At 60.5% G+C, this 25,882-nt stretch carries 24 protein-coding genes and 4 pseudogenes; 19 read left to right on the top strand and 9 right to left on the bottom strand.

The genetic code is table 11. The features are described from left to right. The 3 genes and pseudogenes from HJB91_RS26425 to HJB91_RS26435 form a co-directional block, all read right to left on the bottom strand. Positions 1 to 139: pseudogene (locus HJB91_RS26425) on the bottom strand (electron transfer flavoprotein subunit beta/FixA family protein); the annotation flags it as partial. A 116-nt stretch (positions 140 to 255) separates the two neighbouring features. Next, entirely contained in the window at positions 256 to 876 is a 621-nt protein-coding gene (locus HJB91_RS26430) for a dimethylsulfoniopropionate lyase (RefSeq protein WP_221147159.1), read from the bottom strand. Positions 877 to 918: 42 nt separating this feature from the next. After that, positions 919 to 2,955: an NADH:flavin oxidoreductase gene (locus tag HJB91_RS26435; protein WP_221156204.1), complete on the bottom strand. Its 2,037-nt coding sequence runs from the start codon at positions 2,953 to 2,955 to the stop codon at positions 919 to 921. A gap of 147 nt (positions 2,956 to 3,102) precedes the next feature. Between HJB91_RS26435 and HJB91_RS26440 the strand changes: the two genes are divergently transcribed. The 7 genes from HJB91_RS26440 to HJB91_RS26470 all read left to right on the top strand — a co-directional run bounded on the left by HJB91_RS26440 (position 3,103) and on the right by HJB91_RS26470 (position 9,810). Next, the gene (locus HJB91_RS26440; RefSeq protein WP_221123561.1) at positions 3,103 to 3,732 is read left to right on the top strand and encodes a TetR/AcrR family transcriptional regulator; all 630 of its coding nucleotides are present in this window, start codon (positions 3,103 to 3,105) and stop codon (positions 3,730 to 3,732) included. A 10-nt stretch (positions 3,733 to 3,742) separates the two neighbouring features. Further along, positions 3,743 to 4,537: a pyrroline-5-carboxylate reductase gene (locus HJB91_RS26445; RefSeq protein ID WP_221156205.1), complete on the top strand. Its 795-nt coding sequence runs from the start codon at positions 3,743 to 3,745 to the stop codon at positions 4,535 to 4,537. A gap of 68 nt (positions 4,538 to 4,605) precedes the next feature. Then, on the top strand, positions 4,606 to 5,607 hold the full coding sequence (locus HJB91_RS26450; protein ID WP_210631724.1) for an ABC transporter substrate-binding protein: 1,002 nt from the start codon (positions 4,606 to 4,608) through the stop codon (positions 5,605 to 5,607). 92 nt (positions 5,608 to 5,699) lie between these two features. Then, positions 5,700 to 6,587, top strand: a complete 888-nt coding sequence (locus HJB91_RS26455) for a proline/glycine betaine ABC transporter permease (protein WP_210632172.1) — start codon at positions 5,700 to 5,702, stop codon at positions 6,585 to 6,587. Beyond that, positions 6,580 to 7,659, top strand: a complete 1,080-nt coding sequence (locus HJB91_RS26460; protein ID WP_221123559.1) for a glycine betaine/L-proline ABC transporter ATP-binding protein — start codon at positions 6,580 to 6,582, stop codon at positions 7,657 to 7,659. The genes HJB91_RS26455 and HJB91_RS26460 overlap by 8 nt, the downstream gene beginning before the upstream one ends. 705 nt (positions 7,660 to 8,364) lie before the next feature. Beyond that, entirely contained in the window at positions 8,365 to 8,691 is a 327-nt protein-coding gene (locus tag HJB91_RS26465; protein WP_221156207.1) for a hypothetical protein, read from the top strand. Positions 8,692 to 8,811: 120 nt separating this feature from the next. Further along, positions 8,812 to 9,810: an AraC family transcriptional regulator gene (locus tag HJB91_RS26470; RefSeq protein WP_221123557.1), complete on the top strand. Its 999-nt coding sequence runs from the start codon at positions 8,812 to 8,814 to the stop codon at positions 9,808 to 9,810. A 51-nt stretch (positions 9,811 to 9,861) separates the two neighbouring features. On the opposite strand, the gene HJB91_RS30940 is transcribed toward HJB91_RS26470, so the two are convergent. From HJB91_RS30940 to HJB91_RS26480, 3 genes are all read right to left on the bottom strand, one after another. Next, positions 9,862 to 10,137, bottom strand: coding sequence for a hypothetical protein (locus tag HJB91_RS30940; protein ID WP_405048786.1), 276 nt, complete (start codon positions 10,135 to 10,137; stop codon positions 9,862 to 9,864). Continuing rightward, complete coding sequence (locus HJB91_RS26475; protein WP_221156218.1) at positions 10,125 to 12,419, bottom strand: FdhF/YdeP family oxidoreductase; 2,295 nt, start codon at positions 12,417 to 12,419, stop codon at positions 10,125 to 10,127. The genes HJB91_RS30940 and HJB91_RS26475 overlap by 13 nt, the downstream gene beginning before the upstream one ends. A gap of 95 nt (positions 12,420 to 12,514) precedes the next feature. Next, positions 12,515 to 14,443 (bottom strand): diguanylate cyclase, encoded by a 1,929-nt coding sequence (locus tag HJB91_RS26480; RefSeq protein WP_221156228.1) that lies wholly within the window; start codon positions 14,441 to 14,443, stop codon positions 12,515 to 12,517. A 232-nt stretch (positions 14,444 to 14,675) separates the two neighbouring features. On the opposite strand from HJB91_RS26480, the gene HJB91_RS26485 reads away from it, so the two are divergent. From HJB91_RS26485 to HJB91_RS26525, 9 genes and pseudogenes are all read left to right on the top strand, one after another. Then, the gene (locus tag HJB91_RS26485) at positions 14,676 to 15,701 is read left to right on the top strand and encodes an aldo/keto reductase (RefSeq protein ID WP_210632165.1); all 1,026 of its coding nucleotides are present in this window, start codon (positions 14,676 to 14,678) and stop codon (positions 15,699 to 15,701) included. Between the two features lie 27 nt (positions 15,702 to 15,728). Continuing rightward, a complete protein-coding gene (locus tag HJB91_RS26490; protein ID WP_221147150.1) occupies positions 15,729 to 16,076 on the top strand; it encodes a DUF488 domain-containing protein in 348 nt (115 codons plus the stop codon). Between the two features lie 79 nt (positions 16,077 to 16,155). Continuing rightward, complete coding sequence (locus tag HJB91_RS26495) at positions 16,156 to 16,677, top strand: DUF4142 domain-containing protein (RefSeq protein ID WP_221147149.1); 522 nt, start codon at positions 16,156 to 16,158, stop codon at positions 16,675 to 16,677. Positions 16,678 to 16,684: 7 nt separating this feature from the next. Continuing rightward, a complete protein-coding gene (locus HJB91_RS26500; protein ID WP_210632162.1) occupies positions 16,685 to 17,005 on the top strand; it encodes a cupredoxin family copper-binding protein in 321 nt (106 codons plus the stop codon). A 36-nt stretch (positions 17,006 to 17,041) separates the two neighbouring features. Then, on the top strand, positions 17,042 to 17,752 hold the full coding sequence (locus HJB91_RS26505; protein ID WP_210632161.1) for an RNA polymerase sigma factor: 711 nt from the start codon (positions 17,042 to 17,044) through the stop codon (positions 17,750 to 17,752). Positions 17,753 to 18,139: 387 nt separating this feature from the next. Continuing rightward, positions 18,140 to 19,504: a TadE/TadG family type IV pilus assembly protein gene (locus HJB91_RS26510; RefSeq protein ID WP_210632160.1), complete on the top strand. Its 1,365-nt coding sequence runs from the start codon at positions 18,140 to 18,142 to the stop codon at positions 19,502 to 19,504. Beyond that, positions 19,501 to 20,031, top strand: a complete 531-nt coding sequence (locus tag HJB91_RS26515; protein WP_210632159.1) for a TadE/TadG family type IV pilus assembly protein — start codon at positions 19,501 to 19,503, stop codon at positions 20,029 to 20,031. Before HJB91_RS26510 ends, HJB91_RS26515 begins: the two co-directional genes overlap by 4 nt. 1 nt (position 20,032) lies before the next feature. Continuing rightward, positions 20,033 to 20,617, top strand: coding sequence for a TadE/TadG family type IV pilus assembly protein (locus tag HJB91_RS26520; RefSeq protein ID WP_221156231.1), 585 nt, complete (start codon positions 20,033 to 20,035; stop codon positions 20,615 to 20,617). An 83-nt stretch (positions 20,618 to 20,700) separates the two neighbouring features. Continuing rightward, a pseudogene (locus HJB91_RS26525) lies at positions 20,701 to 20,958 on the top strand (hypothetical protein); the annotation flags it as partial. A gap of 84 nt (positions 20,959 to 21,042) precedes the next feature. On the opposite strand, the gene HJB91_RS26530 reads toward HJB91_RS26525, so the two are convergent. Continuing rightward, entirely contained in the window at positions 21,043 to 21,882 is an 840-nt protein-coding gene (locus HJB91_RS26530; protein ID WP_221156233.1) for a hypothetical protein, read from the bottom strand. A 305-nt stretch (positions 21,883 to 22,187) separates the two neighbouring features. Here HJB91_RS26530 and HJB91_RS26535 point away from each other — a divergent pair, with 305 nt between their 5' ends. Next, the gene (locus HJB91_RS26535) at positions 22,188 to 23,024 is read left to right on the top strand and encodes a pyrroline-5-carboxylate reductase (RefSeq protein ID WP_311044174.1); all 837 of its coding nucleotides are present in this window, start codon (positions 22,188 to 22,190) and stop codon (positions 23,022 to 23,024) included. Here the strand turns inward: HJB91_RS26535 and HJB91_RS26540 are convergent. Beyond that, positions 23,021 to 23,569 carry a cupin domain-containing protein gene (locus HJB91_RS26540; RefSeq protein ID WP_210632156.1) on the bottom strand — a complete coding sequence of 183 codons (549 nt, stop codon included), beginning with the start codon at positions 23,567 to 23,569 and terminating at the stop codon, positions 23,021 to 23,023. The genes HJB91_RS26535 and HJB91_RS26540 overlap by 4 nt on opposite strands. A 140-nt stretch (positions 23,570 to 23,709) precedes the next feature. On the opposite strand from HJB91_RS26540, the gene HJB91_RS26545 reads away from it, so the two are divergent. After that, entirely contained in the window at positions 23,710 to 25,044 is a 1,335-nt protein-coding gene (locus HJB91_RS26545) for an aspartate aminotransferase family protein (protein ID WP_221156236.1), read from the top strand. Positions 25,045 to 25,092: 48 nt separating this feature from the next. On the opposite strand, the pseudogene HJB91_RS26550 reads toward HJB91_RS26545, so the two are convergent. Continuing rightward, positions 25,093 to 25,499, bottom strand: a pseudogene (locus tag HJB91_RS26550) (Lrp/AsnC family transcriptional regulator). A gap of 86 nt (positions 25,500 to 25,585) precedes the next feature. Here HJB91_RS26550 and HJB91_RS26555 point away from each other — a divergent pair. Next, a pseudogene (locus HJB91_RS26555) lies at positions 25,586 to 25,867 on the top strand (amidohydrolase); the annotation flags it as partial. Between the last annotated feature and the right edge of the window lie 15 nt (positions 25,868 to 25,882).

A 25,882-nucleotide genomic window follows, 5' to 3' on the forward strand; every position in this document is an offset into this window, starting at 1 on the left:
GCGCCTCTTCCACCGAGATCTCGTCGAACGGGTTCATCGACATCTTCACATTGGCAAGCTCGACACCCGTGCCATCCGGCTTCACCCGGATCTTCACGTTGTAGTCGACAACCCGTTTGACGGGCACGAGAATCTTCATGGCAAGCCCCTTTATCCAAAGCGCGCCGCGATCTTTCAGATTCGCTTGCTCTGCGCTTTAACTCGTTTTTACGTAAGCCGTTGCCGCAACCGCCGCACAGCTTTGCGCGACATGCTTTAGACAGCCGGCCGCCAATGCGACCGCTCGGCAAGCAACGCCCAGAAGGCGAAGAGCGGCGTCTCCGCCGACCGCATGGCATGTTTGATCCTGGGAATATTATAGAACGACCCGCCGATACCAGGCGAGAACCAGTTCCCCTCCCCCTGCTGGAACTCTCCCTTGGACAGCATGAGATAGACTTCCTCCGGCGCATGGTCATGATCGGGATAGCGCACGTGAGGCGCCATCAATGTCACGCCGAACCACAGGTCACTTCGCTCCTCCAATCCACCCGGCCCGACGATCATGGCATTGGCATGCCCATCAACGAAATTGTCGCTGGCCGTGGTGTGGTCATACTTTGTGCGGCGACGCCATTCAAGCATTGGCTCGATGCCTTTGAACCCCTCGATCAATCGCGCCAGCGAAGCATAGGACGTATCGACGGCGAGCGCCATATCGAGGTGAGCGCAGACCGGTAACCGGCTTCCCTCTCCGGCGCGCGCAGTCCCCTGACGCTCCAGCGCCGCGAAGAACTGCCCGATCGAGCGGCGGGCTTCCGGAGCCCTGGCGAACTGGCCGAAAGCGACCGAAGCGGCTTCCAGGAAATGCTGGAGGCTTTCGTTGCGCAGACTCATATCATCCCCTCCCGATCGGCCGACAGGCGGCCGCTCTGACAATCATATATCCTTTGCGATGCGCAGACCGTCATAGACAGCGGCATGCGTATTGCGGGCAGCGACGGCGTCGCCGATCCGGAACAATTGGAACTTGCCCTCTGGATTGCGGATGACGGATTGCGGTTGCCCCTGGAGAAGCTGGTCGTGCGAGACCTCGCCGAGATTATTCGACTTGGGCTTCAGCTCGAAATAGAGTTCGTCGAGCGGGATGGTCCCGTGATTGACGACGATCTGGTCGTAGCTGTGCTGACGGGCAATTCCGCCGTAATCGCTGCCGATGAGGGCGACGAGCTGGTTACCTCTCTTCTCGACGGCCTCCAGCCGATAGGTAACGGTGAAGGTCACGTCGTACTTTTGGAGCGAGCGCATATAGGGAACCAGGTTCATCGCCATGACCTCCGGCGCGAAGGACCGGTCCGGCGTCATGATCTCGACTTTGGAGCCCGCCTTGGCAATGAACTCCGCCGCCTGAAGCGCTGCATGATCGCCGGCGTCGTCGAAAACAAGCACGTTGGTTCCGGGTTTCACATCGCCGGAGATGATGTCCCAAGAGGAGACCACCAGCTCGTTGCCGCTGGTGAGCACCTCGGTATGCGGCAGGCCGCCAGTGGCGATGATGACGACATCGGGGTTCTCCGCCTCGATCGTGTCGGGTTCCGCCCAGGTGTTGAAGTGGAAGGTGACATCGTATTTCTCACACTGGGTCATGCGCCAGTCGATGATGCTGATCATTTCCCTGCGGCGTTCGCTTTGGGCGGTGAGGCGGATCTGACCGCCTGGATTGTTCGCCGCTTCGAAAACCACCACCTGGTGGCCGCGCTCGCCAGCGACGCGCGCAGCCTCCAGCCCGGCCGGGCCGGCGCCGACAATGACGACCTTCTTTCTGACGTCGGCCTTTGCCAGGATATGCGGCATCGTCAATTCGCGGCCGGTGGCGGCATTGTGGATGCAGTAGGCGGCCCCACCTTGATAGATGCGGTCGAGACAGTAGTTGGCGCCGACACAGGGGCGGATATCCTCTTCCCGCTTCTCGATGATCTTGCGGACGATGTGCGGGTCGGTCATGTGGGCGCGGGTCATGCCGACCATGTCGACTTTTCCTGCTGCAATCGCATGTCGCGCCGTGGCGACGTCGGCAATCTTCGCCGCATGAAAGGTCGGGAAGTTGGTCGCGGCGCGGATTTCACCGGCAAAATCCAGGTGCGGTGAGTTCGCCATGCCCTGGATCGGGATGACGTCGGTCAGACCGGCGTCGGTGTCGATATGGCCGCGAATGACGTTCAGATAGTCGATAAGCCCGCTGTCGCGCAGCCGCTTCGAAATCTCTATGCCTTCAGCTTGCCCGTTTCCGCCGGGCAGACACTCGTCCGCCGTATAGCGTACGCCGAGGATGAATTCGTCCCCCACTCTCTCGCGGATCGCCCTGAACACGTCGAAACAGAAGCGCATGCGGTTCTCGAGCGCACCCCCATAGGGGCCGTCGAGTTCGTTGGTGAGCGGAGACGCGAACTGGTCGATCAGGTGGCCGTAGGCCTCCAGCTCGATTCCATCCATACCGCCCGCCTTCATCCGTTCGGCCGCGTCGGCAAAATCCTTGATGATGCGCTCGATGTCCCAATCTTCCACCTTCTTCGGGAAGGCGCGATGCGAAGCCTCGCGAAGATGCGACGGGGCGACGACCGGCAGCCAGTCACCCTTGTCCCAGCGCGTGCGCCGGCCGAGATGGGTAAGCTGGATCATGATCGCCGCACCCTCTTCATGCACGGCGTCGGTCATTTCCCTGATCCAGGGGACGATCTCGTCCTTATAGGCGAGCAAGTTGTTGAAGACGGGCGGACTGTCCCGGGAAACCGCGGCGGAGCCTGCCGTCATCGTCAAGGCCACCCCGCCCTTTGCCCGCTCCACGGTATAGGCCCGATACGTCTCCTTCGGCATGCCGTCCTCGGGATAGGCCGGCTCATGCGCGGTTACGATGATGCGGTTACGCAACGTCAGATGCTTGAGTTGGTAGGGCTGAAGAAGAGGATCGTTCGACATGGGCCGTGGTTCCGGATTAAAAACATCGAAGCAGACGCTAAGTGCAATGTACACAAGTGTCAATCTTGAAACCAATACAGTCACCATATTCGACACTTATGTACATTTTTCTTGTGCGAGGCCGCGGAATTTGCTAGGAGAGAATGCATGGACCAGGCTTTGAACGACACCGGTTGGCGCGGATCGCACGAGGGATGGCTGGAAGCAGCCTACCAGGCGCTGCTGGAATCTGGCGTGGATTCGGTGAAGATTCTGCCGCTCGCAAAAAAGCTTAATCTCTCGCGGACGAGCTTCTACTGGTTCTTCAAGGATCGGGAGGAACTCTTGAGCGCGCTGGTGGCGCGATGGCGCGAGAAAAACACCGGCAATATCGTCAAACAGTCCGAAGCCTATGCAGAGTCACTGGCCGAAGCGATGCTCAATGTCTTCGATTGCTGGCTGAACACCGATCTCTTCGACGCCAAGTTCGAGTTTGCCGTGCGCAGCTGGGCGCTGCAGTCGGACGAGCTTCTGGCCGAGGTCCACAAGGCCGATCAGATCCGGCTGGAGGCACTCAAACGCATGTTTATGCGGTTCGCGGTACCAGAAACGACATCGGATGTCAGAGCGCGGACAACTTATCTCGTTCAGATCGGGTACATTTCCATGCAGTCGAAGGAGGAACTCGCCGTCCGCATGAAACGGATTCCGGAATATATCGCGATCTACACGGGCGAAGTGCCGCAGCAGAGGGAGCTCGACCGCTTCTTCGCGCGGCACGGCTATAGGTCCGGCTGAGGAAACCGAGATGAGCGTTTCCTTGAGGATTGGTATTATTGGCGGTGGCGGCTGGCTTGGTGGAGCCATCGCGGGCTCGATCCTCGATTCCGGCCTGGTTGATGCTCGAAATCTCTGCCTCTCCTATCGCAGCCGACAGCCCGACTGTTTCCCGGATTCCTTCTGGACCAGGGACAATCAGGAGCTTATCGACCGCTCTGATGTGGTCCTTCTCTCCGTCCGCCCCGATGACTGGCATCCGCTCGCCGTCGACGCCTCCGGCAAGCTCGTCATCTCAGTCATGGCCGGCATTCGCCTGAGCGCCCTTTCGGAGCGCCACAAGACCGGCCGCGTCGTTCGCGCCCTGCCAAATGCCGCTGCCGAAGTGGCAAAATCCTATACGCCATGGATCGGGGCGAGCGGCATCACTGGAGATGACCGGGCCATGGTCCGCGCGATCTTCGAGACCTGCGGATCTGAGGACGAAGTCGCAAGGGAAAGCGACATCGATTACCTCACAGGCCTTGCCGGCTCAGGGCCGGCATTCCCGGCGCTGCTCGCCGCCGCCATGATGCGCGACGCCGTCGCCCGCGGCCTGCCCGCCGAGGTTGCGCGCCGCGCCGTCAATATGGTGATATCAGGCGCCGGCCGGCTGCTGGAGCGCCGCAACGAATGTCCCGACAACGTCGTTCAAACCTTTCTCGACTATCGCGGCATCACCGCGGCAGCCATCGAAGGCATGCGCGCCGCCGGGTTCGACGCTGCGGTGGGGGAAGGACTATCGGCAGCATTCAAGAAATCGGTGAGTATGGGAGCTGTTTCCTGACGACCGTTGAGGGTGGGTACTGCGGCACCCCGCCTGGCCAGATCAGCCGCTAAATAGAGGGAACGAGAATGAAGAAACTACTTGCATCGACATGCTTGACGTTCGGCCTGATCGGCGGCGCGTCCTTCGCCGGCGCCGCCGAATGCGGCAGCGTCACCATCGCCAGCATGAACTGGCAAAGCGCCGAAGTTCTCTCCAATCTGGACAAGTTCATCCTGAACGAAGGTTACGGCTGCAGCGCCGACATCACCGTTGGCGACACTGTCCCGACGATCACCTCCATGGCCGAAAAGGGCCAGCCAGATATCGCGCCCGAAGCCTGGATCGACCTCCTGCCTGACGTCGTCAAGAAGGGCACCGAAGAAGGCCGCATCGTTCAGGTCGGCTCGCCACTGCCGGATGGCGGCGTACAGGGCTGGTGGATTCCGAAATATCTCGCCGACGCCCATCCCGATATCAAAACGATCGGCGATGCGCTGAAGCATCCGGAACTCTTCCCCGATTCTGAAGATCCGAAGAAGGGCGCCGTCGTCAATGGCCCGCAGGGCTGGGGCGGCACGGTCGTCACCTCGCAGCTCTACAAGGCGTTTGATGCCGAAAAGGCGGGCTTCACCCTCGTCGACACCGGCTCTGCCGCCGGTCTCGACGGTTCGATCGCCAAGGCTTACGAGCGCAAGGAAGGCTGGGTCGGCTATTACTGGGCGCCGACCGCTCTGCTCGGCAAGTATCAGATGGTCAAGCTGGAAGCCGGCGTGCCGGAGGATGCCGCCGAGTGGAAACGCTGCATCACCGTTGCCGACTGCCCCGATCCGAAGCCGGCGGCATGGCCGGTCGATCACGTCGTCACCCTGGTTGCCAAGCCTTTCTCCGAAAAGGTCGGGCCTGAGGTCATGGACTACCTGAAGAAGCGCTCCTGGAGCAACGACACCGTCAACAAGCTGATGGCCTGGATGACGGATAATCAGGCGACCGGCGAAGACGGCGCCAAGCACTTCCTGGAAGAAAACAAGGACATTTGGACCAAGTGGGTCTCGCCTGAAGCAGCCAAGAAGATCGAAGCTGCTCTCTAGGCCAAAATTGCGGTGCGCGAAAAGCGCACCGCCCTCACGCGCCGACAAAATCAAAAAGACTGCTACGGCTCTTTGACAAAAGGGGAACCGAGATGGAATGGTTTTACAAATTCCCGCACATGAACGATGACGCGCTTCGGAATCTGAAGAAGGCGATCGATGACGGCTTTCGCGGCTTTACCCGCAGCTATGGCGACGGCATCGAAAGCCTCTTCGTTCCGCTGCAGCACTTCCTCATCGCCGCCGAACGCTTCATGACGCAGACGCCATGGCCGATCATCACCTTGATCGTCCTCGTCATTGCATGGTTTGCGAGCCGCAGCTTGAAGATCGTCGTCGGCTGCCTGGTGACGCTGATGCTGATCGGCTACTTCGACATGTGGGACGACACGATGCGGACGGTCTCGATGATCTTCGTCTGTACCGTGCTCTCCATCGCCATCGGCATCCCGATCGGGATCCTGATGGCTCGCTCCGACCGGCTGCAGCGCGTCGTCAATCCGATCCTCGACGTTATGCAGACGATGCCGAGCTTCGTCTATCTCATCCCCGTCGTCATGCTGCTCGGCATCGGCAAGGTGCCTGGTCTGATCGCCGTCGTCATCTACGCGATCCCGCCGATGATCCGCTTGACCGATCTCGGCATCCGCCTGGTGGACAAGGACGTGCTGGAAGCGGCCGACGCCTTCGGGACGTCGCGGTCTCAGAAGCTTTTCAAGGTGCAGCTGCCGCTGGCGCTTCCTACCATCATGGCCGGCATCAACCAGACGATCATGATGGCGCTCGCCATGGTGGTCATCGCTTCCATGATCGGCGTCCAGGGTCTCGGCCAGCCGGTGCTCAAGGCGATCGCCAACCAGTACTTCACGCTGGGCATTTTCAACGGCCTTGCCATCGTCGGCATCGCCATCATCTTCGACCGGGTCAGCCAGGCATATGGCAAAAGGCTCCAGAAGCATCAGGAGACCGTCCATGGCTGAGCATCGTTTCGGCGGCATCAAGATCCGCCACCTCTACAAGATCTTCGGCCCCAATCCCGCCTCTTATGTCGAAGCGGTGCAGAAGGGGCTGACGAAGACCGAACTCAACGAAAAGCACGGTCACGTCCTGGGCCTCAGGGATATCAATGTCGAGATCCCCTCCGGCTGCATTCAGGTCATCATGGGCCTTTCCGGTTCGGGCAAATCGACGCTCATTCGCCACATCAATCGCCTGATCGATCCGACATCCGGCGAAGTGCTGGTCGACGGCGTCGATGTTGTGAAGATGAACGAAGCCGAATTGCGGACGTTTCGGCGGCAACAGACGGCGATGGTGTTTCAGAAATTCGCACTTCTGCCGCACCGCAATGTCCTCGACAACACCATCTTCGGTCTCGAAGTGCAGGGGATGGAGCGTGCGAAAGCCGTTGAAATCGCCATGCGCTGGATCGAGCGCGTCGGGCTGAAAGGCTTCGAGCAAAAATACCCGAACCAGCTTTCCGGCGGCATGCAGCAGCGCGTCGGCCTGGCGCGGGCCCTTTCCAACGATGCGCCTGTGCTTCTGATGGACGAAGCCTATTCGGCGCTCGATCCCTTGATCCGCACGGATATGCAGACTGTCCTTCTCGACATTCAGAAAGAGATCAAGAAGACCATCGTCTTCATCACCCACGATCTCGACGAGGCTTTGCGCCTGGGCGACCAGATCGCCATCCTGCGCGACGGCGAAGTGATTCAGCAGGGCACCAGCCAGGACATCGTGCTGCGCCCGGCCGACGATTACATCGCCAACTTCGTCAAGGAAGTGAACCGAGGCCGGGTCGTCCATGTCGAAGCCGTCATGACACCTTTGCACTCCGCCGCAGCGCCTGGCGGCTTGACGATCGCATCGGGTACGACCGTGGAAGAAGCCGTCCGAATACTGGCTTCGACACCGAACGACGATGCCAGGGTGGTTTCGCCGTCGGGAGAAACCTTGGGCCTTGTCACCTTCCGCCAGCTCGCCGGTGCAATGGTGAACTCGCAGGAGGTGGCTCCCCCACGCGAAAGCGCCCTTTCGATCGCGCTCTGAACCTACGGGCGCGGGCTCTCCCGGTCTGGCCGGCGGCACCGACGTTCGGCGCGTCACCACGCACCGCAATCGGCAAGCCGGCTGCTGAGGGATCACGAATGCGGGCTCGGGGAGATCCTCGGCCGGCGCGAGCGGCGCCTGACAAAGCTCGCGGGCAGTCGTTAGACTTGACTCTTATATCGACGCGTCGGATGTCGAGGCGATCGGTACCGATGCTGTCGCCCTGCCAACGGGTTTGATTCTCCGAAACCTGCTTTCAGAGGGCTGATGCCACCTGTCGAGGTCCAGGCATCGACAAATGAATTGTCTTTATACCAGATCTCTATGCCTTCTCCGACAGGAGGTGAGTCGGACTGGATCTTTAATTCAGGGGCAACCAAAGAGTGGGGAGGGAGGGCTAGCCTATACATTTTGCGCAGGACCGGTCCATACTGCGTCGCGAAAAGCCGATTGACCGACAATATCGGAACGCGCCAATTGCTCCATTGCCGTAGAACACTAATCTCAGTCCGACCGGGGCCATGATGGTCTACGGTTTGCAAGCCCCCCTCCATCGATGACCCCAAACGATGGAAGGGTTTACGTCCATACGCACTCCATCCCGTGCGTATGCCAACTGCCTGTCAGCCTGCCGAAGGCGATCTCGAGCGGTCCACTTCAGAACCTTCGGCAGGCGACTCTTGGATGGCGCCTTGAATGTGCTTCATGGGCACGTTGGCTAATCGTTTCATCACCGGACCACCATCAAAGCAGCAGTTCCAAGGCTTGCCAAGTGCAACCGGTTCTGTCAGTTCCTGCCGACTGGCCGGGAAAATTCGACGGATGGAATTATCGGTAAAGTATCTAAAAGCTTCGCGTTTTCCGGCGCCCGCCACGCTCGGGCTCGGGCTGGACCGCCTTGCCCAGGCCAGCAAAACCGACACCCGGATCACGCTGAAACTTGCCCGCCTGGCTGCCGCTTACTGCGCTCTGGCCTGTTATTGGCTATTATACGGCGAAGCTTCGTTCATCATGCCCTCCACAAGGTCCTGACAGGCGCGAGAAGAAAGATGAGCTCGGTGACGTGCAACCAGAATGAGGGACGTACTTCATCTATGGCGATGCGGCCGGGGCGTCACGCCGTGCGACGCCAGATGAAATAACGGGGACAGCATGACGGAAAACAGCGCCCAGCCATTCTCCTTCCGATTCCACGGTTCGTCTTTCGACAATATGGTGGAAACCCTTGGCGGCGCTTTCGGCGCGTTTGATGCCGAGCCTGTCGGCCGCGCCAAGGACTTTCATTGGGGATTGGATTTTTCGGTGGCCGAGAGAGCCGTCCTGCTGACGGGCTATCATGAGGCGGAGTTCCAATTCAACATCGAGCCGACCGTCACCACGGCAGAGTACCTGTCGCTCGTCGTGCCGCGCCGCGGCGGCATGGGAGTTACCTATGGGTCGCGCAAGGCCGAGGCCGGGCAAGGCAAACTGCTTCTCTACAACAATTTCGAGCCCGACAGCGTTCTCATGCATGGGCAAGGCAACGTCATCGACGAGTTGCTGATCAACTGGCCCGTCATCCTCCAGGCGATTGGCCAGACATTCGAAATGCCGTTCAGCGGCTCGCTCGACTTGCTGCCGGAACTGGATCTGTCAACGCCGGCCGGTCGGACGATCGGCAACCTCACGGAGACGATCATATCAGGAATGCGCGACGACGGTCCCCTGCTGCAGTCGCCGATCGCCATGGCGCACATGACGCAGGCGCTCGCCGATCTCGTCGTGCGCATCGTGCCGCATCGGCTGTCGCATTTCCTTGAAAAGGCACCCGCCCTTATTGCTCCGAGGCATGTGCGCAGGGCGATCGAGTTCATGCAGGCCAATATCGATCAGCCGATCACCATGCCAAAGGTGGCGCAAGCGGCCGGCGTCTCCAGCAGAGCGCTCGAAACCGGCTTCCGCGCATTCAAGGGAACGTCCCCCGCCGCTTATCTGCTGACGCTTCGCCTGCGCGCGGCGCGGCAGGATCTGATCGATCCCGAGTGCAAGGAGACGATGAAGGCCATCTGCCTGAAATGGGGCTTCTTTCATTTCGGCCGCTTTTCCGCGGTCTACAAGGCAACATATGGCGAATACCCTTCCGATACGAGGAAGCGCGTGGGCCGCCGGTAACTTGCATCTGACGCGCACCGCGACCTTTCAAGTTCGATCTTTGCGCTATGTTTAGAGCGCGGCCAAGCTGTAGTGCACTCGCATCGTCCTCGGATCCCGCTTGACGATCCGAAGCTTATCATCACGCTCCGTCAGGGCGCTGAGGTCCCGCAACACAAGGGCATGTGCGATCCCGAGCATACGCGCAAAGGAGCGGCTGTCGGATGCGATCCCGAGCTCGGCAGCAACGAGCAGACCGGCCTGTAGGGAGGTCAGTGCGGCGTCCCCGTCTTGGGTCGCAGCGACAAGGGCAAGAAACCTATCGACCGCTTCGCTCACGCGGCGTATCGCTTGCGCAAGGAAACCATGATCGACTTCGAGGTCGGCGTATCGCTTTCCTCGCCGGCGCTGCCAAGCGGCACGAGCACGTTCAATTCCGGGTAATAACCGGCAATGCTGCCCCGCGGAATATCATAGGGCACGAAGCGGAAATCCGGCGCGATACGCTCGACACCGTCATCGTGCTCGCCGATCACGTCAGCACGGTCACCGGCCTCGGCATTCATCGCCTTCAGATCCGCCGGATGAATGAAGATGACCTGCCGCTCTCCGTAGACGCCGCGATATCGGTCATCGAGACCATAGACCGTCGTATTGTATTGGTCGTGCGATCGGAACGTCTGTAGAGCGAACCGCCCCTCTCCTCTTCGCGCACGCTGGTGCACCGTCTCCTCAGGAAGCGGCTGGCAAGAAAATGATGCTCTGCCTGCCGGCGTCTGCCATTCCCGGTGGGCCGCCGCGTTGCGCAGATGGAAACCGCGCGGCTTGCGCAGGCGCATATTGTAATTCTCGAAGCCGGGAATGGTTGCCTCGATATGATCACGGATGCGGTCGTAGTCGTGGGCAAGCTCCGCCCAGTCGACCACGGAGGAGCCGACCGTCGCCTGCGCAATGCCGGCAATGATGGCGACTTCCGAGCGGAGATGCGGCGAGGCCGGGCGATTGATGCCGGCGGAACCATGCACCATGCTCATCGAATCTTCGACACTGACGAGTTGGGAATTGCCGGCAGCGTTCAGATCCATCTCGGTACGCCCGAGGCAGGGCAGAATGAAGGACGCCTCACCGGGCAGCAGATGCGAATGATTGGGTTTGGTGGCGATGTGCACCGTCAGCTTCAGCCGCCGAAGCGCTTTTTCGACCAGTGCGCTGTCGGGCGTCGCACGGGCAAAATTGCCGCCAAGCCCGATGAAAGCCTTGGCCGAACCGTCGAGCATCGCTCCGATCGCGGCAAGGACATTGTGACCATGCTCGCGCGGGACGGTGAAGCGGAAATGTTTCTCCAGCGCATCGAGGAAATCATCCGACGGTTTTTCATTGATGCCGACGGTGCGATCGCCTTGCACGTTGGAATGACCACGCACCGGGCAAAGACCAGCGCCGGGCTTGCCAATATTGCCGCGCAAGAACATGAAACTGGCGATCTCGCGGATCGTCGCCACCGAATGCAGGTGCTGGGTCACGCCCATCGCCCAGGTGCAGATGACCCGGTCGGCCTTGATATAGACGTCGGCCGCCTGTTCGATGTCCTGTCGGCTCAGTCCCGATTGCTCTTCGATATCAGCCCAGGCCGTCGCCTCGACCGCTTGCAGGTATTGCGCAAATCCGACGCAATGGTCGGCCAGGAACGCATGATCGAGGACCGGTGGCAGACCGGCGGCAACCGCAGCGTCTTCGGCAGCCAGCACCGCCTTTGCCATTCCACGCACAGCGGCCATGTCGCCACCGAGCTGCGGTTGCAGATAAAGGCTGGCAATGTCGGTCGAGCCGCCGCGCAGCATCTCGATCTTGTCCTGCGGATCGGAGAAACGCTCCAGCCCGCGCTCGCGGATCGGATTGAAGACGACGACCTGCCCGCCGCGCATCGCCGCCCGGCGCAGATCGCCGAGCATTCGGGGATGATTGGTGCCGGGGTTCTGGCCGATCACGAAAATCGCATCGGCCTCCTCGAAGTCCTCCAGAAGCACGGTGCCCTTGCCGACGCCGATCGCCTGATTCAGGGCGATTCCACTTGCCTCGTGGCACATGTTGGAACAATCGGGAAAATTGTTGGTGCCGTAGATGCGCACGAACAGCTGATAGAGGAAGGCAGCCTCGTTGCTGGCGCGGCCGGACGTATAGAACTCCGCCCGATTGGGATTATCGAGGCCCTTCAGAATGCTGCCGATCTCGGCAAAAGCATCCTCCCACGCCACCGGCAGGTAACGGTCGCTCGCAGCATCGTAACGCATCGGATGGGTGAGGCGGCCACTGAGTTCCAGTTCGTAATCCGACAACCGGCGAAGCTCAGCGACCGCATTCGCCGCAAAGAAAGCGGGGGTCGCCCGCTTTTCCGTGGCCTCCCATGCGACGGCCTTCACGCCGTTCTCACAAAATTCGAACGACGATCCGTGTTCCGGATCGCCCCAGGCGCAGCCCGGGCAATCGAAGCCGTCCGGCTGGTTCGCCTTCAGCATCGTCCGCGCACCCGAGACCGGCGTGCCGCTTTGCAGCAATTGTTTGCCGCAGCTTTTCAGAGCGCCCCAGCCGCCAGCCGCCGCCGATTTCTTCCCGATGAATTTTGTGTCCATGCGCGCCCTGTATTGCTGAAGGGCGCTAAACATCAAGGGCGTACGAGCGATGACTCGATAGAAGAAACCTATCGAGAGATTCTGAAGCGCGGAGTTTAACCGGTTTCCTTCAGGGCATGCCCGTTCTCGCGGGAATGCGCCAGGATGCGGTTGCGGCCTTGCGTCTTGGCCTCATAGAGCGCGGCGTCGGCCTCTGCCAAAAGCCGGTTCGGGCTGGTCCGCAGGGTCGCGCCTGTAGCGCAGGATAGGCCGATGCTGGCGGTGACCCGCCCGAATTCGCTGCCGGAATGAATGATATTCTCCTGGGCCAGGCGACGCGCGAATTGCTCGGCGACGATCATCGCCCCCTTGGCGCTGGTATCGGGGAGGAACACGGCGAATTCCTCTCCGCCGTAGCGCGCGACGATGTCCGCGGGCCGACTGACGGCCTGGCGCAGACACTTGCTGACGACGCGCAGGCATTGGTCGCCGGCGGGATGACCATAGGTATCGTTATAGGCTTTGAAGCGGTCGATATCGACCATCAACAGGCTGAAAGGCGTGTTTTTCCTGGCGCTGCCCGCCGTCTCACGCGCGAAGGCCTCGTCGAAAGCGCGGCGATTGACGATGCCGGTAAGCCCGTCGGTCTCGGCAAGATTCTTCAATTGCTCCGCCGACAGCCTGAGCGCGATTTCCGCCTGTTTCGTCGCCGTGATGTCGGAGACGACGGCCATTGCCGTGCCGTCCCCGGAAATCCTTGTGCGGATGCTGCGCCAATCACCGTTGTGAAGCTGAACCTCCTCGTCCTTGTTGCTGTGCAGTGTCGCGGTGGCGGTCTTGATCCACTCTTCCGCATTACCCTCTGCGATAGCGGGCCGCTCGCCGGTTTCGACGACGCGGCGCAGGATGTCGCTGATATGCGCGCCGACCACGCGGGCAGCCCCGGAGAGCGGAAAGGCGTTGCGGTATTGATCGTTGCAGAAGAGAAGAAACCCTTTGCTGTCGTACATGGCGATGCCGTCGGACATGTTCGCCATCGCATGTGACAGCAGGTTCTTGCTGTCGCGAAGCTCCCGCTCCAGCGCTGTACGCTCGGTCACATCACGGGTCACGCCTGCAAGGCCGATGATCCGTCCCTGCTTGTCCCTGAGCGGCACTTTGGAAGCGAGCAGGAAACGGCCTTCGATCCGCTCGGTGGAGTCGATCAGCGGCGTCCCTGTCTCCATCACCTGCTGCTCGAGATGATACAATTCTTCTGCGAGCGGCTGCGACATCAGATTGAAATCCGACAATCCGGTCATCTCCGCCGTCGTCCTGAAACGGAAGAGGCGCGTCATGTTTTCATTGACGGTGATGAAGCGGCTGTTTCGGTCCTTCACATAAAGGTAATCCGGCGATTGCGAAAATGCCGTCACCAGAATGCTGCGTTCGAGTTCCCATCGTTGCGTCTTCAGGAGAACAAAGCCACCGAGCAAAGTCGCCAGACAATTCGAGGCCGTCACGGGGAAACCCACGCCGGCCAGCACATGGGCAGCCACGAGAGTGGGAAGCAAGGCCATCGCTGCAACCAGTGTGCCGCCAAGGGCAAGGCCGAGCAGAACGACGTCGGTGAAACCGGGAGATCTCTTGCTGGTCCAGACATGGCCGGCGACGCCGATGCCGGCTGCGCATGCAATGGTGATAATGCCATCGACCATCGCCGTGCCGCCGACGGCAAAGCGGAAGGCGATCGCCAGCGACGCGGCAAAAGCCGCCGCCATCGGCCCCCCGAACATGCCGGCCAATGCCAGCGGCGAAAAACGCAGGTCGATATAGATGCCGGGATGAAACTCGATCGCGAGCAGTATGGACCCGATGGAGGCGCCGCCCGCTATTATCCCGAAGGCGATCTTCTCTTGCGCGAAGGAACGGCGCTGAAACTGGATAGAAAAGAGCGCCCACAGCGACATCGCCAGAGACACGAAGGAAAGGTTGCCACCAAATTGCGTCCAGATGCCATTCACCGCGTTGGGTCCACCTTCCAAACCATGTAATAAACATGTCATACGACAACACTGGTTTGGGCTTCGTTAAGTCGGACAGCCGGTTGCGCCATTCACCGGCTAATGCACCGGATATCGCGCTCTTCTGCGGGATCCGGCCGGATGGGACGCCATTGCCCGAACCACCGCAGACCGAGGTTTCTCACTTCAGTCTCGATTCCACGCAGAAGCGTTATTGGTTAGAATGCAGTGTCGACCACGAGCAGCAAACGAATATGGAATGCGGAGCCTTGACATGAGGACGCGACATTGGGACCGCAGGGGCGACGGCGGGCTGACCTTTACCGAACTCGGGTTCGGCACCGCGCCTCTCGGCAATCTTTATCGGGCGATAACCGATGAAGAGGCGGCAGCAGTCTTGGATGCGGCCTGGCAACACGGCATCCGTTACTTCGACACTGCGCCGCTCTACGGGCTTGGCCTCGCCGAGAGGCGGCTTGGCCGCTTTCTCGCTACGAAACAGCGTAAAGACTTCGTCGTCTCGACAAAAGTCGGCAGGCTCCTCAAGGTCTGTCGACCCGAACAGCGGACCGGCATCGGTAAATTCTTCGACACGCCCAATCGCCGAGAGGTTTTTGACTACAGCTACGATGGCATCATGCGATCGTTCGAAGCCTCTTTCGAGCGCACCGGGCTCGACTGCTTCGATATTCTCTTCGTGCACGATCTGGATGTCTTCAATCACGGCAACCAGGCCGCCTGCGACCATTATCTCGAGCAATTCATGAACGGTGGGTATCAGGCCATGACCTCGCTGCGCGATCAGGGAGTGGTGAAAGCCATCGGTGGCGGAATAAACGAGTGGGAGATGTGCCAGACGCTTGCCGAGCGTGGCGACTTCGACCTGTTTCTGCTTGCCGGACGCTATACTCTGCTCGAGCAGGAGGCGTTGGAATCCTTTCTTCCCCTGTGCGTCGCCCGCAATATCGGCATCGTGCTCGGCGGTCCCTATAACTCCGGCATACTGGTGACAGGCCCGATTGCCGGCGCGCAATACAATTACTCTGACGCCCCGTCACACATCCTCGATAAAGTCCGGCGCATCGAACAAGTCTGCCTGAAATACAACGTCGCTCTCTCGGACGCGGCTCTCAACTTTCCGCTCTTCCATCCGGCTGTCGTTTCCGTCATCCCAGGCGGCCAGTCGATCGATCAGGTGGCGTCCAACGACCGGGCGCGGAACAGACATATCCCTCGCGAACTGTGGGAGGACCTGAAATCGCTGGGCTTGATGCGCGGTGATGCGCCCCTCTCGCGCTGACTTACCTACTTCATTGCGGATGAAAAATTGGCCCTGCACATCAAACGAATCTACGAGCCGAAAGAAGACAGGGATGGCACGCGTATTCTGGTCGACAGGCTGTGGCCGCGCGGCTTGAAGAAGCAGGTGGCGGCGGTCGATGTCTGGCTGAAGGACATAGCGCCGAGTCCGGGGCTGCGCCGATGGTTCGGCCATGATCCGGCCAAATGGAGCGAATTTCAGCGTCGTTACCGCGACGAGCTCAAAAAGAACTCATCAGCCGTCGAGGAGCTCGAACGCCTGATCGGGCGGTCGGACGCCACGCTTCTCTATTCGGCGAAAGACCAGGCTCACAATCATGCGATCGTGCTTCAAAGTTTTATCGGCGAAGCCTGAAGCGCTTCGAAAATTTCCGGGAACCTTTTCGACCGATCTGCATCCAATGCTCGCTTCCATCCGACAAAGGAGACAGATCATGTTCAAACGAATTCTCGGCGCAACCTTCATCGCGGCATCGCTCGGCACCGCCTCGATCGCCGCCGACGCCAAGCCGACCGATCCTCAGATCGCCCACATCGCCTATACGGCGGGGCAGATCGATGTCACCGCCGCCGCGCAGGCGTTGAAGAAGAGCAAGAATGCCGAGGTTATCGAATTCGCCAAAACCATGGAGCGGGACCACAAGGCCGTCAACGACCAGGCGCTCGCCCTCGTCAAAAAGCTGAAGGTGACGCCTGAGGACAACAAGATCAGCCAATCGCTCTCGACCCAGGCGAGCAAGGAACTGAAGACGCTTGACGCCCTCGACGGTGCAGCCTTCGACAAGGCCTATGTCGAAAACGAAGTCGCTTATCACAAGTCAGTCAACGATGCCCTTGCCAAGGTGCTGATCCCCTCAGCTCAGAACAAGGAGCTGAAATCGCTGCTGGAAACGGGCCTGACCCTGTTCAAGCAACACCAGACGCATGCCGAGCATCTCGCTTCGATGATCAAGTAGGGTCGCGATGGGATCGCTGATGAAACTGCTGCCGCTGTTGTTGGCGCAGCTCTGGGCAAGCAGCGGGGTCGCCTCAGCGGCGGAATATCAGGTCACGATCGCGGGCATGAAATTCGGGGTGCCGCCTAACGAGCTGCATGTCGGCGATGTGATCGTCTGGCGAAACGATGATATATTCCGGCATACAGCGACGGCTCGCGACAAGAGCTTCGATGTCGACCTGCCGCCGAAATCGGAGGCGCGGATGACGGTCAACCGGGCGGGAGCGGTCGATTTCTATTGCCGCTTTCATCCCGCCATGACGGGCGAACTGGACGTCCGGCCGTAAGGCCGGGCTCCGATCCAAAGCAATGCGGAGATTTGCATGACAGCCATTGCGGTTCCGGTCGCGCGACGCCGGCAGAATATATCAGCGCTCCCCGATGTCGAACTCGTGCCCCTTGCGAGGCAGGGCGACGAACCCGCCATCCGCGTCATCGTCCAGCGGTACAATCAGCGCCTGTTCCGCACGGCGCGCGCCATTATCCGCAGCGATTGGGAAGCCGAAGAGGTCGTGCAGGCCGCCTATGTCAAGGCCTTCACCAATCTCGCGACATTCCGCGGCGAGTCCGAGCTTTCGACATGGCTGACGCGGATTGCGCTCAACGAGGCGCTGGGCCGCGTGCGCAGCCGAAAGAACACCGCCGGGCTTGAGGAAATCGACATGCAGACGACATCGGGGGGCGGCGAAGTCCTCCAGTTCCCCTCCTCGCTCTCCGCGACCGACCCGGAAAGCGAGCTTTCGCGAAGCCAGGCGCGGCATCTTCTCGAACAGGCCGTCGACGACCTTCCCGACGAATTTCGCGCCATCTTCGTGCTGCGGGATGTCGAGGGCATGAGCACGGAGGAGGCCGCATCCTATCTTGGCATCAAACCCGAAACCGCCAAGACCAGGCTGCATCGGGCGCGGAAGGCGATGCGCCAGTCGATCGAGAAACAGCTCTCGGGCGCATTTGCGGCCCTGTTCCCCTTCGACGGCGCCCGTTGCGCCTCAATGGGCGACCGCGTCATCGCAGTTCTTCGTCAGACATCGTGAGTTCCGACAACAGCACGCGTTTGCTTCGACGCAGCAGGTGACGGGCGCGATTACCCGCGACGCCACCTCTCGTTGGGGCTGGAGTCGCCAACTGAAGGGTGCCGCCGAAGCACGATGATTTCCGCCTTGGGCACGGCTCTGCTGTAACAGGAATATGTCATCGCAGAAGCTCAAAAGACGCCTGCGACCTGCTGAAGCGGCGCCGAGAAGGCTCACCCCGCGCGCCGACAGCGCGGCGATATCCACAATTCGCAAACATATCCGATAAGCGCAGCAAACAGCGAGCCGGCAACGCATCTTCTATCGCGAACGGAGAAATTAACAAACGCTCAAGTTTTCCAGATACATCTTGCTTTTGCTATTTTTTGTCTTGCGTCACGGTGTGTTTTGAAGTCGGCTCTTTCATATGCGCTTGCTCGAATTACGAGCGCCCTCCGCAGTCTCGAAAGGGACAGAGGCGGTAACGTCGCCATCGTCGTCGCGCTCAGCCTCGTGCCGATGCTCATCGCCGTCGGCGCGAGCTTCGACTATATTCGCAGCTACAATGTCCGGCAGAGGATGCAGAGCGATCTCGACGCGGCCCTGATCGCCGCGGTCAAGCAGATCAACAACACCGAGGATACCGACGCTCTCAAGGAGAAGGTTGCCGACTGGTTCCATGCGCAGGTGGACAACAGCTACACGCTTGCTGATATCGACATCGATACCGTGAACCACAACATCACGGCGACGGCGAGCGGCACCGTTCCGACGACATTCATGAAGATCGCCAACATCGAGACCGTTCCCGTCAGCGTGGCAAGCGCCGTCAAGGGCCCCGCCACGTCCTATCTCAATGTCTATATCGTCATCGACACATCGCCGTCGATGCTGCTGGCGGCGACGACGTCCGGCCAGTCGACCATGTATTCCGGTATCGGATGCCAGTTTGCCTGCCACACGGGTGATGCGCACACTATCGGCAAAAAGACATACGCCACCAACTATGACTACAGCAAGGAAAAGGGAATAAAGCTGCGCGCCGATGTCGCCGGCGACGCCGTACGCGAAGTGCTCGACATGATCGACGAATCCGACGAGAATCATGAACGTATCAAGGTCGGGCTTTACAGCCTCGGGGATACGCTTTCAGAGGTTCTGGCACCGACGCTGAGCACGGATACGGCGCGGACCCGCCTCGCGGACGCCAGCTACGGCCTCACCAGCGCGACCTCGAAGGCCGCCACTTATTTCGACGTTTCGCTATCGACGCTCAAACAGAAAGTCGGCGCCGGAGGGGACGGAACCTCCTCGAGCTCTCCGCTCAAACTGGTTCTGCTGCTGACGGACGGTGTCCAGTCCAAACGCGAATGGGTGACCAACGGAGTGGTCTGGAAGAGCGGGAAGGCGATCTCCGGATCCTACTGGAACAAGGTGGCGCCTCTTAATCCCGACTGGTGCGGCTATCTGAAGAACCAATCCAATACGATGGCCGTGCTCTATACCGAATACCTGCCGCTCACTTCGGACTGGGGCTATAACGCAACCGTCGGCTCGACCATGGCGAGCGCCAACTGGAAGAACACCTGGGGCGGCACCATGGACAGCGGCGTGTCGACCAGCATTACGAGACGCGATTATATTCCCTACGCGCTTGCCGACTGCGCATCGTCGAAGAGCCTGTTCATATCGGCATCATCGTCGACGGAAATCACGGCGGGCCTGTCGACGCTCTTCACTCAATATCTCTCTTCCGTCCGGCTGACCCAATGACCGCAAGAAACCGCTTTGCATTGCTTCGCCGCCTGCTCGGCGATCGCAAGGGGGTGGCTGCGATCGAATTTGCGATCCTGGCCCTGCCGCTCTTCATCATGATCTTCGGCATTATCGAAGTGTCGCTGATGTTCTTCGTCAACTCCTCGCTGGACGCTTCCGTTCATAAAATCTCCCGGATGATCCGCACCGGCGAGGTGGCGTCATCGAAGATCACACTGGCCACTTTCAAGAGCAAGATTTGCGACGACATGCTTCTGTCCTTCAGTTGCTCGAGCGGCCTCGTCGTCAAGGTCAGCGTGCTTTCCGACCTGTCCTCCGCCACCCGCGCCGATCCGATCGACGACAGCGGAAATCTCGCCGTCACCCAGACCTATGATATCGGCAAGGGCAGCGACTACATCCTCGTGCAGGCATTCCTGCCCTGGGAGGCCACCGTCAACTTCTTCAGCCTGTCGAGCGCCAAGCTTTCGGACGGCCGCTATCTCCTCGGATCCTCCGCTCTGTTTCGCAATGAACCTTTCTGACATGATCACGAAACGGAACCTCATCCTTCTCGGTCTCGCCCGATCCTGCACCGGCCGCCTCGCATGCGACCGCACGGCCGCTTCGGGCGTGGAATTCGCATTGGTGCTGCCGATCCTGATCGTGCTGCTGTTCGGCACCGTCGATCTCGGCCATGCCCTCACCGTCAGCCGCAAAATAGACGAGATCGCCTCCAGCACAGGCGACATGATCGCGCAGCAGAGCACCTGGACGAAGACCGACGTCACCAAGCTTCTTTCCGGCGCGAGCTTCATCCTGCAGCCCTATGAGACCACCGGGCTGACAATCACGGTCACGGTCAATGACGTCGACAACGGCGGCAAAGCGACGGTCAACTGGTCCGCCGCGTTCAACACCGCGTCGCTTGCTTCCGGGACGGCAAGCGCGATCGACATACCGGCGAAGATCCAGGAGACAGGCGTCCAGGTGGTGCTGACGCGGGTGCAATACACCTTGACGACACCGGTATCGGCATTTTTCTCGAACTTCACCGGGCAGAACGGCTACAGCTTCGACCACCATTTCTTCAATCGCCCGAGAGTCAGCGACACGATCAGTTACAACTAGACTGTATGTTCGTGATCGGTGGATTATGAGATTCCCGGTCGCTTGCCGTCACGTCGACAATGATGCATTGCTCGCCGGCTTGACCTGCCTTCTTAGGCAAGATGAAGGACGGGATTCCCGAGGTCGGGGGCATCCATCTCGGGAATGGATACAGGGCCGGCCGTTTTCATGGCGACATCGGCGGGCAAGCCGATCCCGATCCGCAGGATAGGATAGACGCCTTTCGTATCGCGACCGAGGCGGCGCGGCTGGTCAGCGCCAAATTTGGGGCCGAGAAGAATGCGGGATCAGCGCGCCATTATGGAGAGCTTGTCAAGACATTGGAACAGCAGAACGATTGAATGACTTTCATATGAGCGCGTCACTGCAACGGCGATCCAGCGCTTCGCCCTGTCGCAGGCCGATAACCGCGAGATCGAGCCGGCTCACCCGGCGAGCTTGACGATGCCGTAGGGATTGAACTTGAACTCATCCACGTCATAGGTGGAATCGAAGGAGAGGCTTGCGCCCCGTGCCTTGAGCGTCGCATCGAGACCCTGCTTGCCGATCTCCCCGGCAACTGCATCCATGATGGCAACGACCTGCCTTTCGCTACCGGCCGTCTCCGGCACATAGACCTCCGGCAGCCCCACGAGATGGAAGCCGACGCTTTCCAGATAACCGCGCGCCGAGAGCGGCCTCTTGGCAAAGGCCAGGCGGCCGACGCGCTGCTGGGCGAGCGGATCGCCGGCTTTCTGCGCTTCGGCGCCTTGGCCGATCAGTACTCTCCATCGATCGAGCCCATGTGCGATACCGGCGCTTTCGCCCTTGACGGCAACCGCTCCCGCGTCAATCAGCTGCTCGACGAGACGCAGAGCCGTCATCGACACCTTGATGGTGTCTGCCTGCGTCATGCTCGGCCCGAGGACATAGAGGACGGATTGATGATCGGCGACGGCTTTCTCGTCCGTCTCGTTCCAGGCATCGGGTTCGACCCGATCCCAGCAGACATCGAATGACCGGCTCATTCGGTCATCCGGCTCCGCCTGCGAATAATCCTCATCGACGCTGAAGCCGGTGGCGAAATCACGGATCGCGTTGGCCGCCGCTTCGGACAAGCGGCTGAGGTCGCGATCTCTCCCGAGAAAACAGAGGACATGCCGGGGTGTCACCGACGACGCCTCCTCCTGGGCGATTGTCTCCGGACTGGTGTCGATAGCGAAAGAAGGTTTCCAGCCAACCATGGCCCATAGGGACCCCAACAGCGCGCGACGCAGGATATGCAAGAGCGATGCCTCCGTTCGGCCGAATCTTTACAGCTTCCGCTTGTAAACAAATGACACCCGAAACGAAAGCGGATCTCGCGACTATACGTCGTGCTATTCAATCCCAGATATCCTCTTGAGCAGAGCCTTCAGGGTAGGGATCGTCATCGTCTGCCACCTTTAATCGGGCCGTCCTTTCTTGGGCGATGCGCTGGTTCCATCCGCCGGTCGGGGGCAGCGTCGACAAGATCACGTGAAAAAATTAAATTTGCCTGCAAGCTGTTTTTCTGGCGCAATGGATACCAGGTCGAGAGAAAGGGACTTAAGTGTCTCAAAGAACCGAAAATGAAGCGAATTCGCGGAACGGGCTCGAAGGACATTACCAGGTCAACAGCATCGGATTCGTCGGAACCGGCGTCATCACCGAGGCGATGGTTCGCGGGCTCCTCGCTGAGCCGGCCTATGCCTCGCAGATTCACGTCTCTCCGCGAAGCGCCCACATTGCGGAAACGCTGGCAGGCGAATTCGCCGCCGTGAGGATCGCCAAGGACAACCAGGACGTCGTCGATCGCAGCGACACGGTGTTCCTGGCGATACGACCGCAGATCGCCGAGGAGGTCGTGCGGGAACTGTCGTTCAGGGCCGGGCAGACAGTCGTCAGCGTCGTCGCGGCGACGGAGCGCCAGGCTCTCATCGACTGGATCGGCGCCGACGTGCATCTCGTGCAGGCGATCCCCCTGCCCTTCGTCGCAGCTCGCCAAGGCGTGACCGCCATCTACCCGCCTGATAATACGGTCGCAGCGCTGTTCGACACGCTCGGTGCCGCCGTCCAATGCCAGTCGAGGAAGCAATACGATCTACTCGCAGCCGCAAGTTCGATGATGTCGACCTATTTTGGGATCATGGAAACGGTTGCCGGCTGGCTGGAAAGGAGCGGCCTCGAAAGGGCGAAAGGCCACGCCTACATTGCCCCGCTCTTCGCAAGCCTGGCGCAAAAGGCGAGCGGCCCGGGCGCTGAGCCCTTCAGCACACTGAGCCGCGAATTCGCAACCAGGGGCGGGCTGAACGAGCAGGTTCTGTCCGACTTCGAGAAAAAGGGCGGCATCGCGGCGCTGACCGAAGCGCTCGACGGCGTGCTCGCTCGCATCGAGGGCAGAAACTAAAAAGTAGGCGGCGTGCAGGCGCTGATGACTTCGCAGGCCACCGGCCCGACGCAGCGGAACCGGTGTGGGCGCCGGCTTTCGAAATAGTAGGCGTCACCAGGCCCCAGCACGCGCCGTTCGTCGTCGACCGTGACCTCGAGCCTTCCCGAGAGCACGATCCCGCCCTCCTCTCCCTCGTGGACAAGAGGAATTTTTCCGGTGTCGGCGCCCGGCTGGTAGCACTCCTTGAGCATCTGCAGGCTGCGCCCGAACAAGGTTTCGCCAACCTGCTTGTAGGAAATGGCACCCTTGCCGATCTCCACCAGTTCCTCGGCCGCGTAGAAAGCCTTTTTTGGACGTTCGGGTTCGAAGGCGAAGAATTCCGCCAGCCCGATCGGGATGCCGTCGAGAATTCGCTTCAGGGCTCCAACCGAGGGATTGGAGGCGTTCGATTCGATCAGCGAGATCGTCGAGTTCGGCACACCGGTGCGTTTGGCGAGCTCACGCTGGGAAAGCTTGTGGGCGATGCGGAGATGGCGAAGGCGGCTGCCGATGTCGACTGACATGATGCGGTCCGTTTGCGTTGTCCAGAATAGCTAAAATATGCCAGATGAACCAATATATTTCAACAGCTTGCGCGGACACAGAAAAGGACTTGTTCGTAAAGGAGAAATCATCATTCTCGGTCCATCCCAAGGAGGCCAGAATGGATCAGCTGAACAAGACGAACGCGCCCGTACTCGAAAATTTCTGGATGCCATTCACGGCGAACCGGCAGTTCAAGGCCACGCCACGGCTTTTGGCCACTGCGGAAGGAATTTATTACACCGACGTCGATGGAAACCGGGTGCTGGACGGCACGGCCGGGCTCTGGTGCTGCAACGCCGGCCACGGCCGCAAGAAGATCGCCCAGGCGGTCGAGCGGCAGCTTGCCACCCTCGACTATGCCCCGACCTTCCAGATGGGGCATCCGATCGCCTTCGATTTCGCCGCGAAGCTCGCGGCAACCGCGCCGGGCGGGGCTGACGCCAATCTCGACCGGGTCTTTTTCACCGGCTCGGGCTCGGAATCGGTCGATACGGCTCTGAAGATCGCCATCGCCTATCAGCGCGCGATCGGCCAGGGCACACGCACGCGCATCATCGGTCGCGAGAAGGGCTATCACGGCGTCGGCTTCGGCGGCATTTCCGTTGGCGGTCTCGTCAATAATCGGCGGGTCTTCCCGCAGATACCGGCCGACCACATGCGCCACACGCTCGACGTCGAGCGCAACGCGTTTTCGAAGGGGCTTCCCGCCCATGGCGTGGAACTGGCCGACGATCTCGAACGCCTGGTGCAGTTGCACGGTGCCGAAACCATCGCCGCTGTCATCGTCGAGCCGATGGCGGGATCGGCAGGCGTTATCCTGCCGCCGAAGGGTTATCTGGAGAAGCTGCGCGCGACCGCCGACAAGCACGGCATCCTGCTGATCTTCGACGAGGTCATCACCGGCTTCGGCCGTCTCGGCACGCCTTTCGCGGTGGATTACTTCGGCGTCGTGCCTGACCTGGTCACCACGGCAAAGGGCCTGACCAACGGCGCGATCCCGATGGGCGCGGTCTTTGCCAGCCGTAAAGTCCATGACGGGCTGATGATCGGACCTGACAATGCGATCGAACTCTTCCACGGCTATACCTATTCCGGCCATCCGGTCGCTTGCGCCGCGGGACTCGCAACCCTCGAAATCTACGAGGAAGAAGGGCTGCTGACGCGTGCATCCGACTTGGCCGAATATTGGCAGGACGCTCTCCATTCGCTGAAGGGCCTGCCCAGTGTCGTCGACATCCGCAATCTCGGACTGGTCGGCGCAGTGGAACTCGCTCCGCGTGACGGGGCACCGGGAACCCGCGCCTACGACGTCTTCGTCGATTGCTTCAAGAAGGGCCTGCTGATCCGTGTGACCGGCGATATCATCGCGCTTTCTCCACCGCTGATCGTCGAGAAAGACCAGATCGACACGATCGTCTCGACGATCGGCGATGCACTGAAGCGCGCGGCATAATCCCACCGCTTCCTGCCGATGCGGTGGCGAACCGGCCACCGCATCGGCTTACTCCAGGGGCACGCCAAGCCCGACTTTGACCCGGTCCATCGCAACAAAGGTGCGGAAGCGCTTGACGTTGTTGTTGCCGAAGAAGAGCCGCCGGGTGAGCGCCTCGTAATCGGCCATCGACAGCACGACGATGACAAGAATGAAATCGGCTTCGCCGGTGACGTAATAGCATTGCTGGATTTCCGGCGCGGCTGCGAACTCCGTCTTCGCCCGCTCGATCTGATCGCGGTTTCCCTGATCACCTCCACCTCGACGAAGATCGTGATGGACTGCCCGACTGCCTCCGGCGCGACGACCGAGACGTCCGCCCGGATCACCCCTTCCTCCCGCATCCGCTTGATCCGGCGCTGAACGGCGGGCGCGGACAGGTTCACCGCATCGCCGGTCGTGCGCTGCGGGGTCATATTGTCCCGCTGGAGAACGGCGAGAATCTTGCGATCGAAGGCATCGAGAGGCGATGGCTGAACGCGCTTGTTCAAATGGCCGGCTGGTGGTGACCAACCTGCAGACCATCGTCTCCAGGCGACTCGACCCGGCCGATATCGGCGTCGTCTCGGTTACCGAACTGATCACCGACGGCACGCGCAATGCGCTTCCCGGCGTCGCCCGCATTCTCGGCGATGCCCGCAGCTTCTGCTCCGAGATCAGCGAGACGATCGAAAGGCAGATGCGGATAATCGCCGAGGGCACAGAGGTCCTCTACACCAGGGAATTCGTCCCTCTGACGAACGACCCTGGCTTGACCGAGGAAGCGCTTGCCGTCGCGCGGGATGAATCCCGGCCGTGG

This window comes from Rhizobium sp. NLR10b (genome assembly GCF_019685435.1).
GTDB lineage: Bacteria > Pseudomonadota > Alphaproteobacteria > Rhizobiales > Rhizobiaceae > Rhizobium.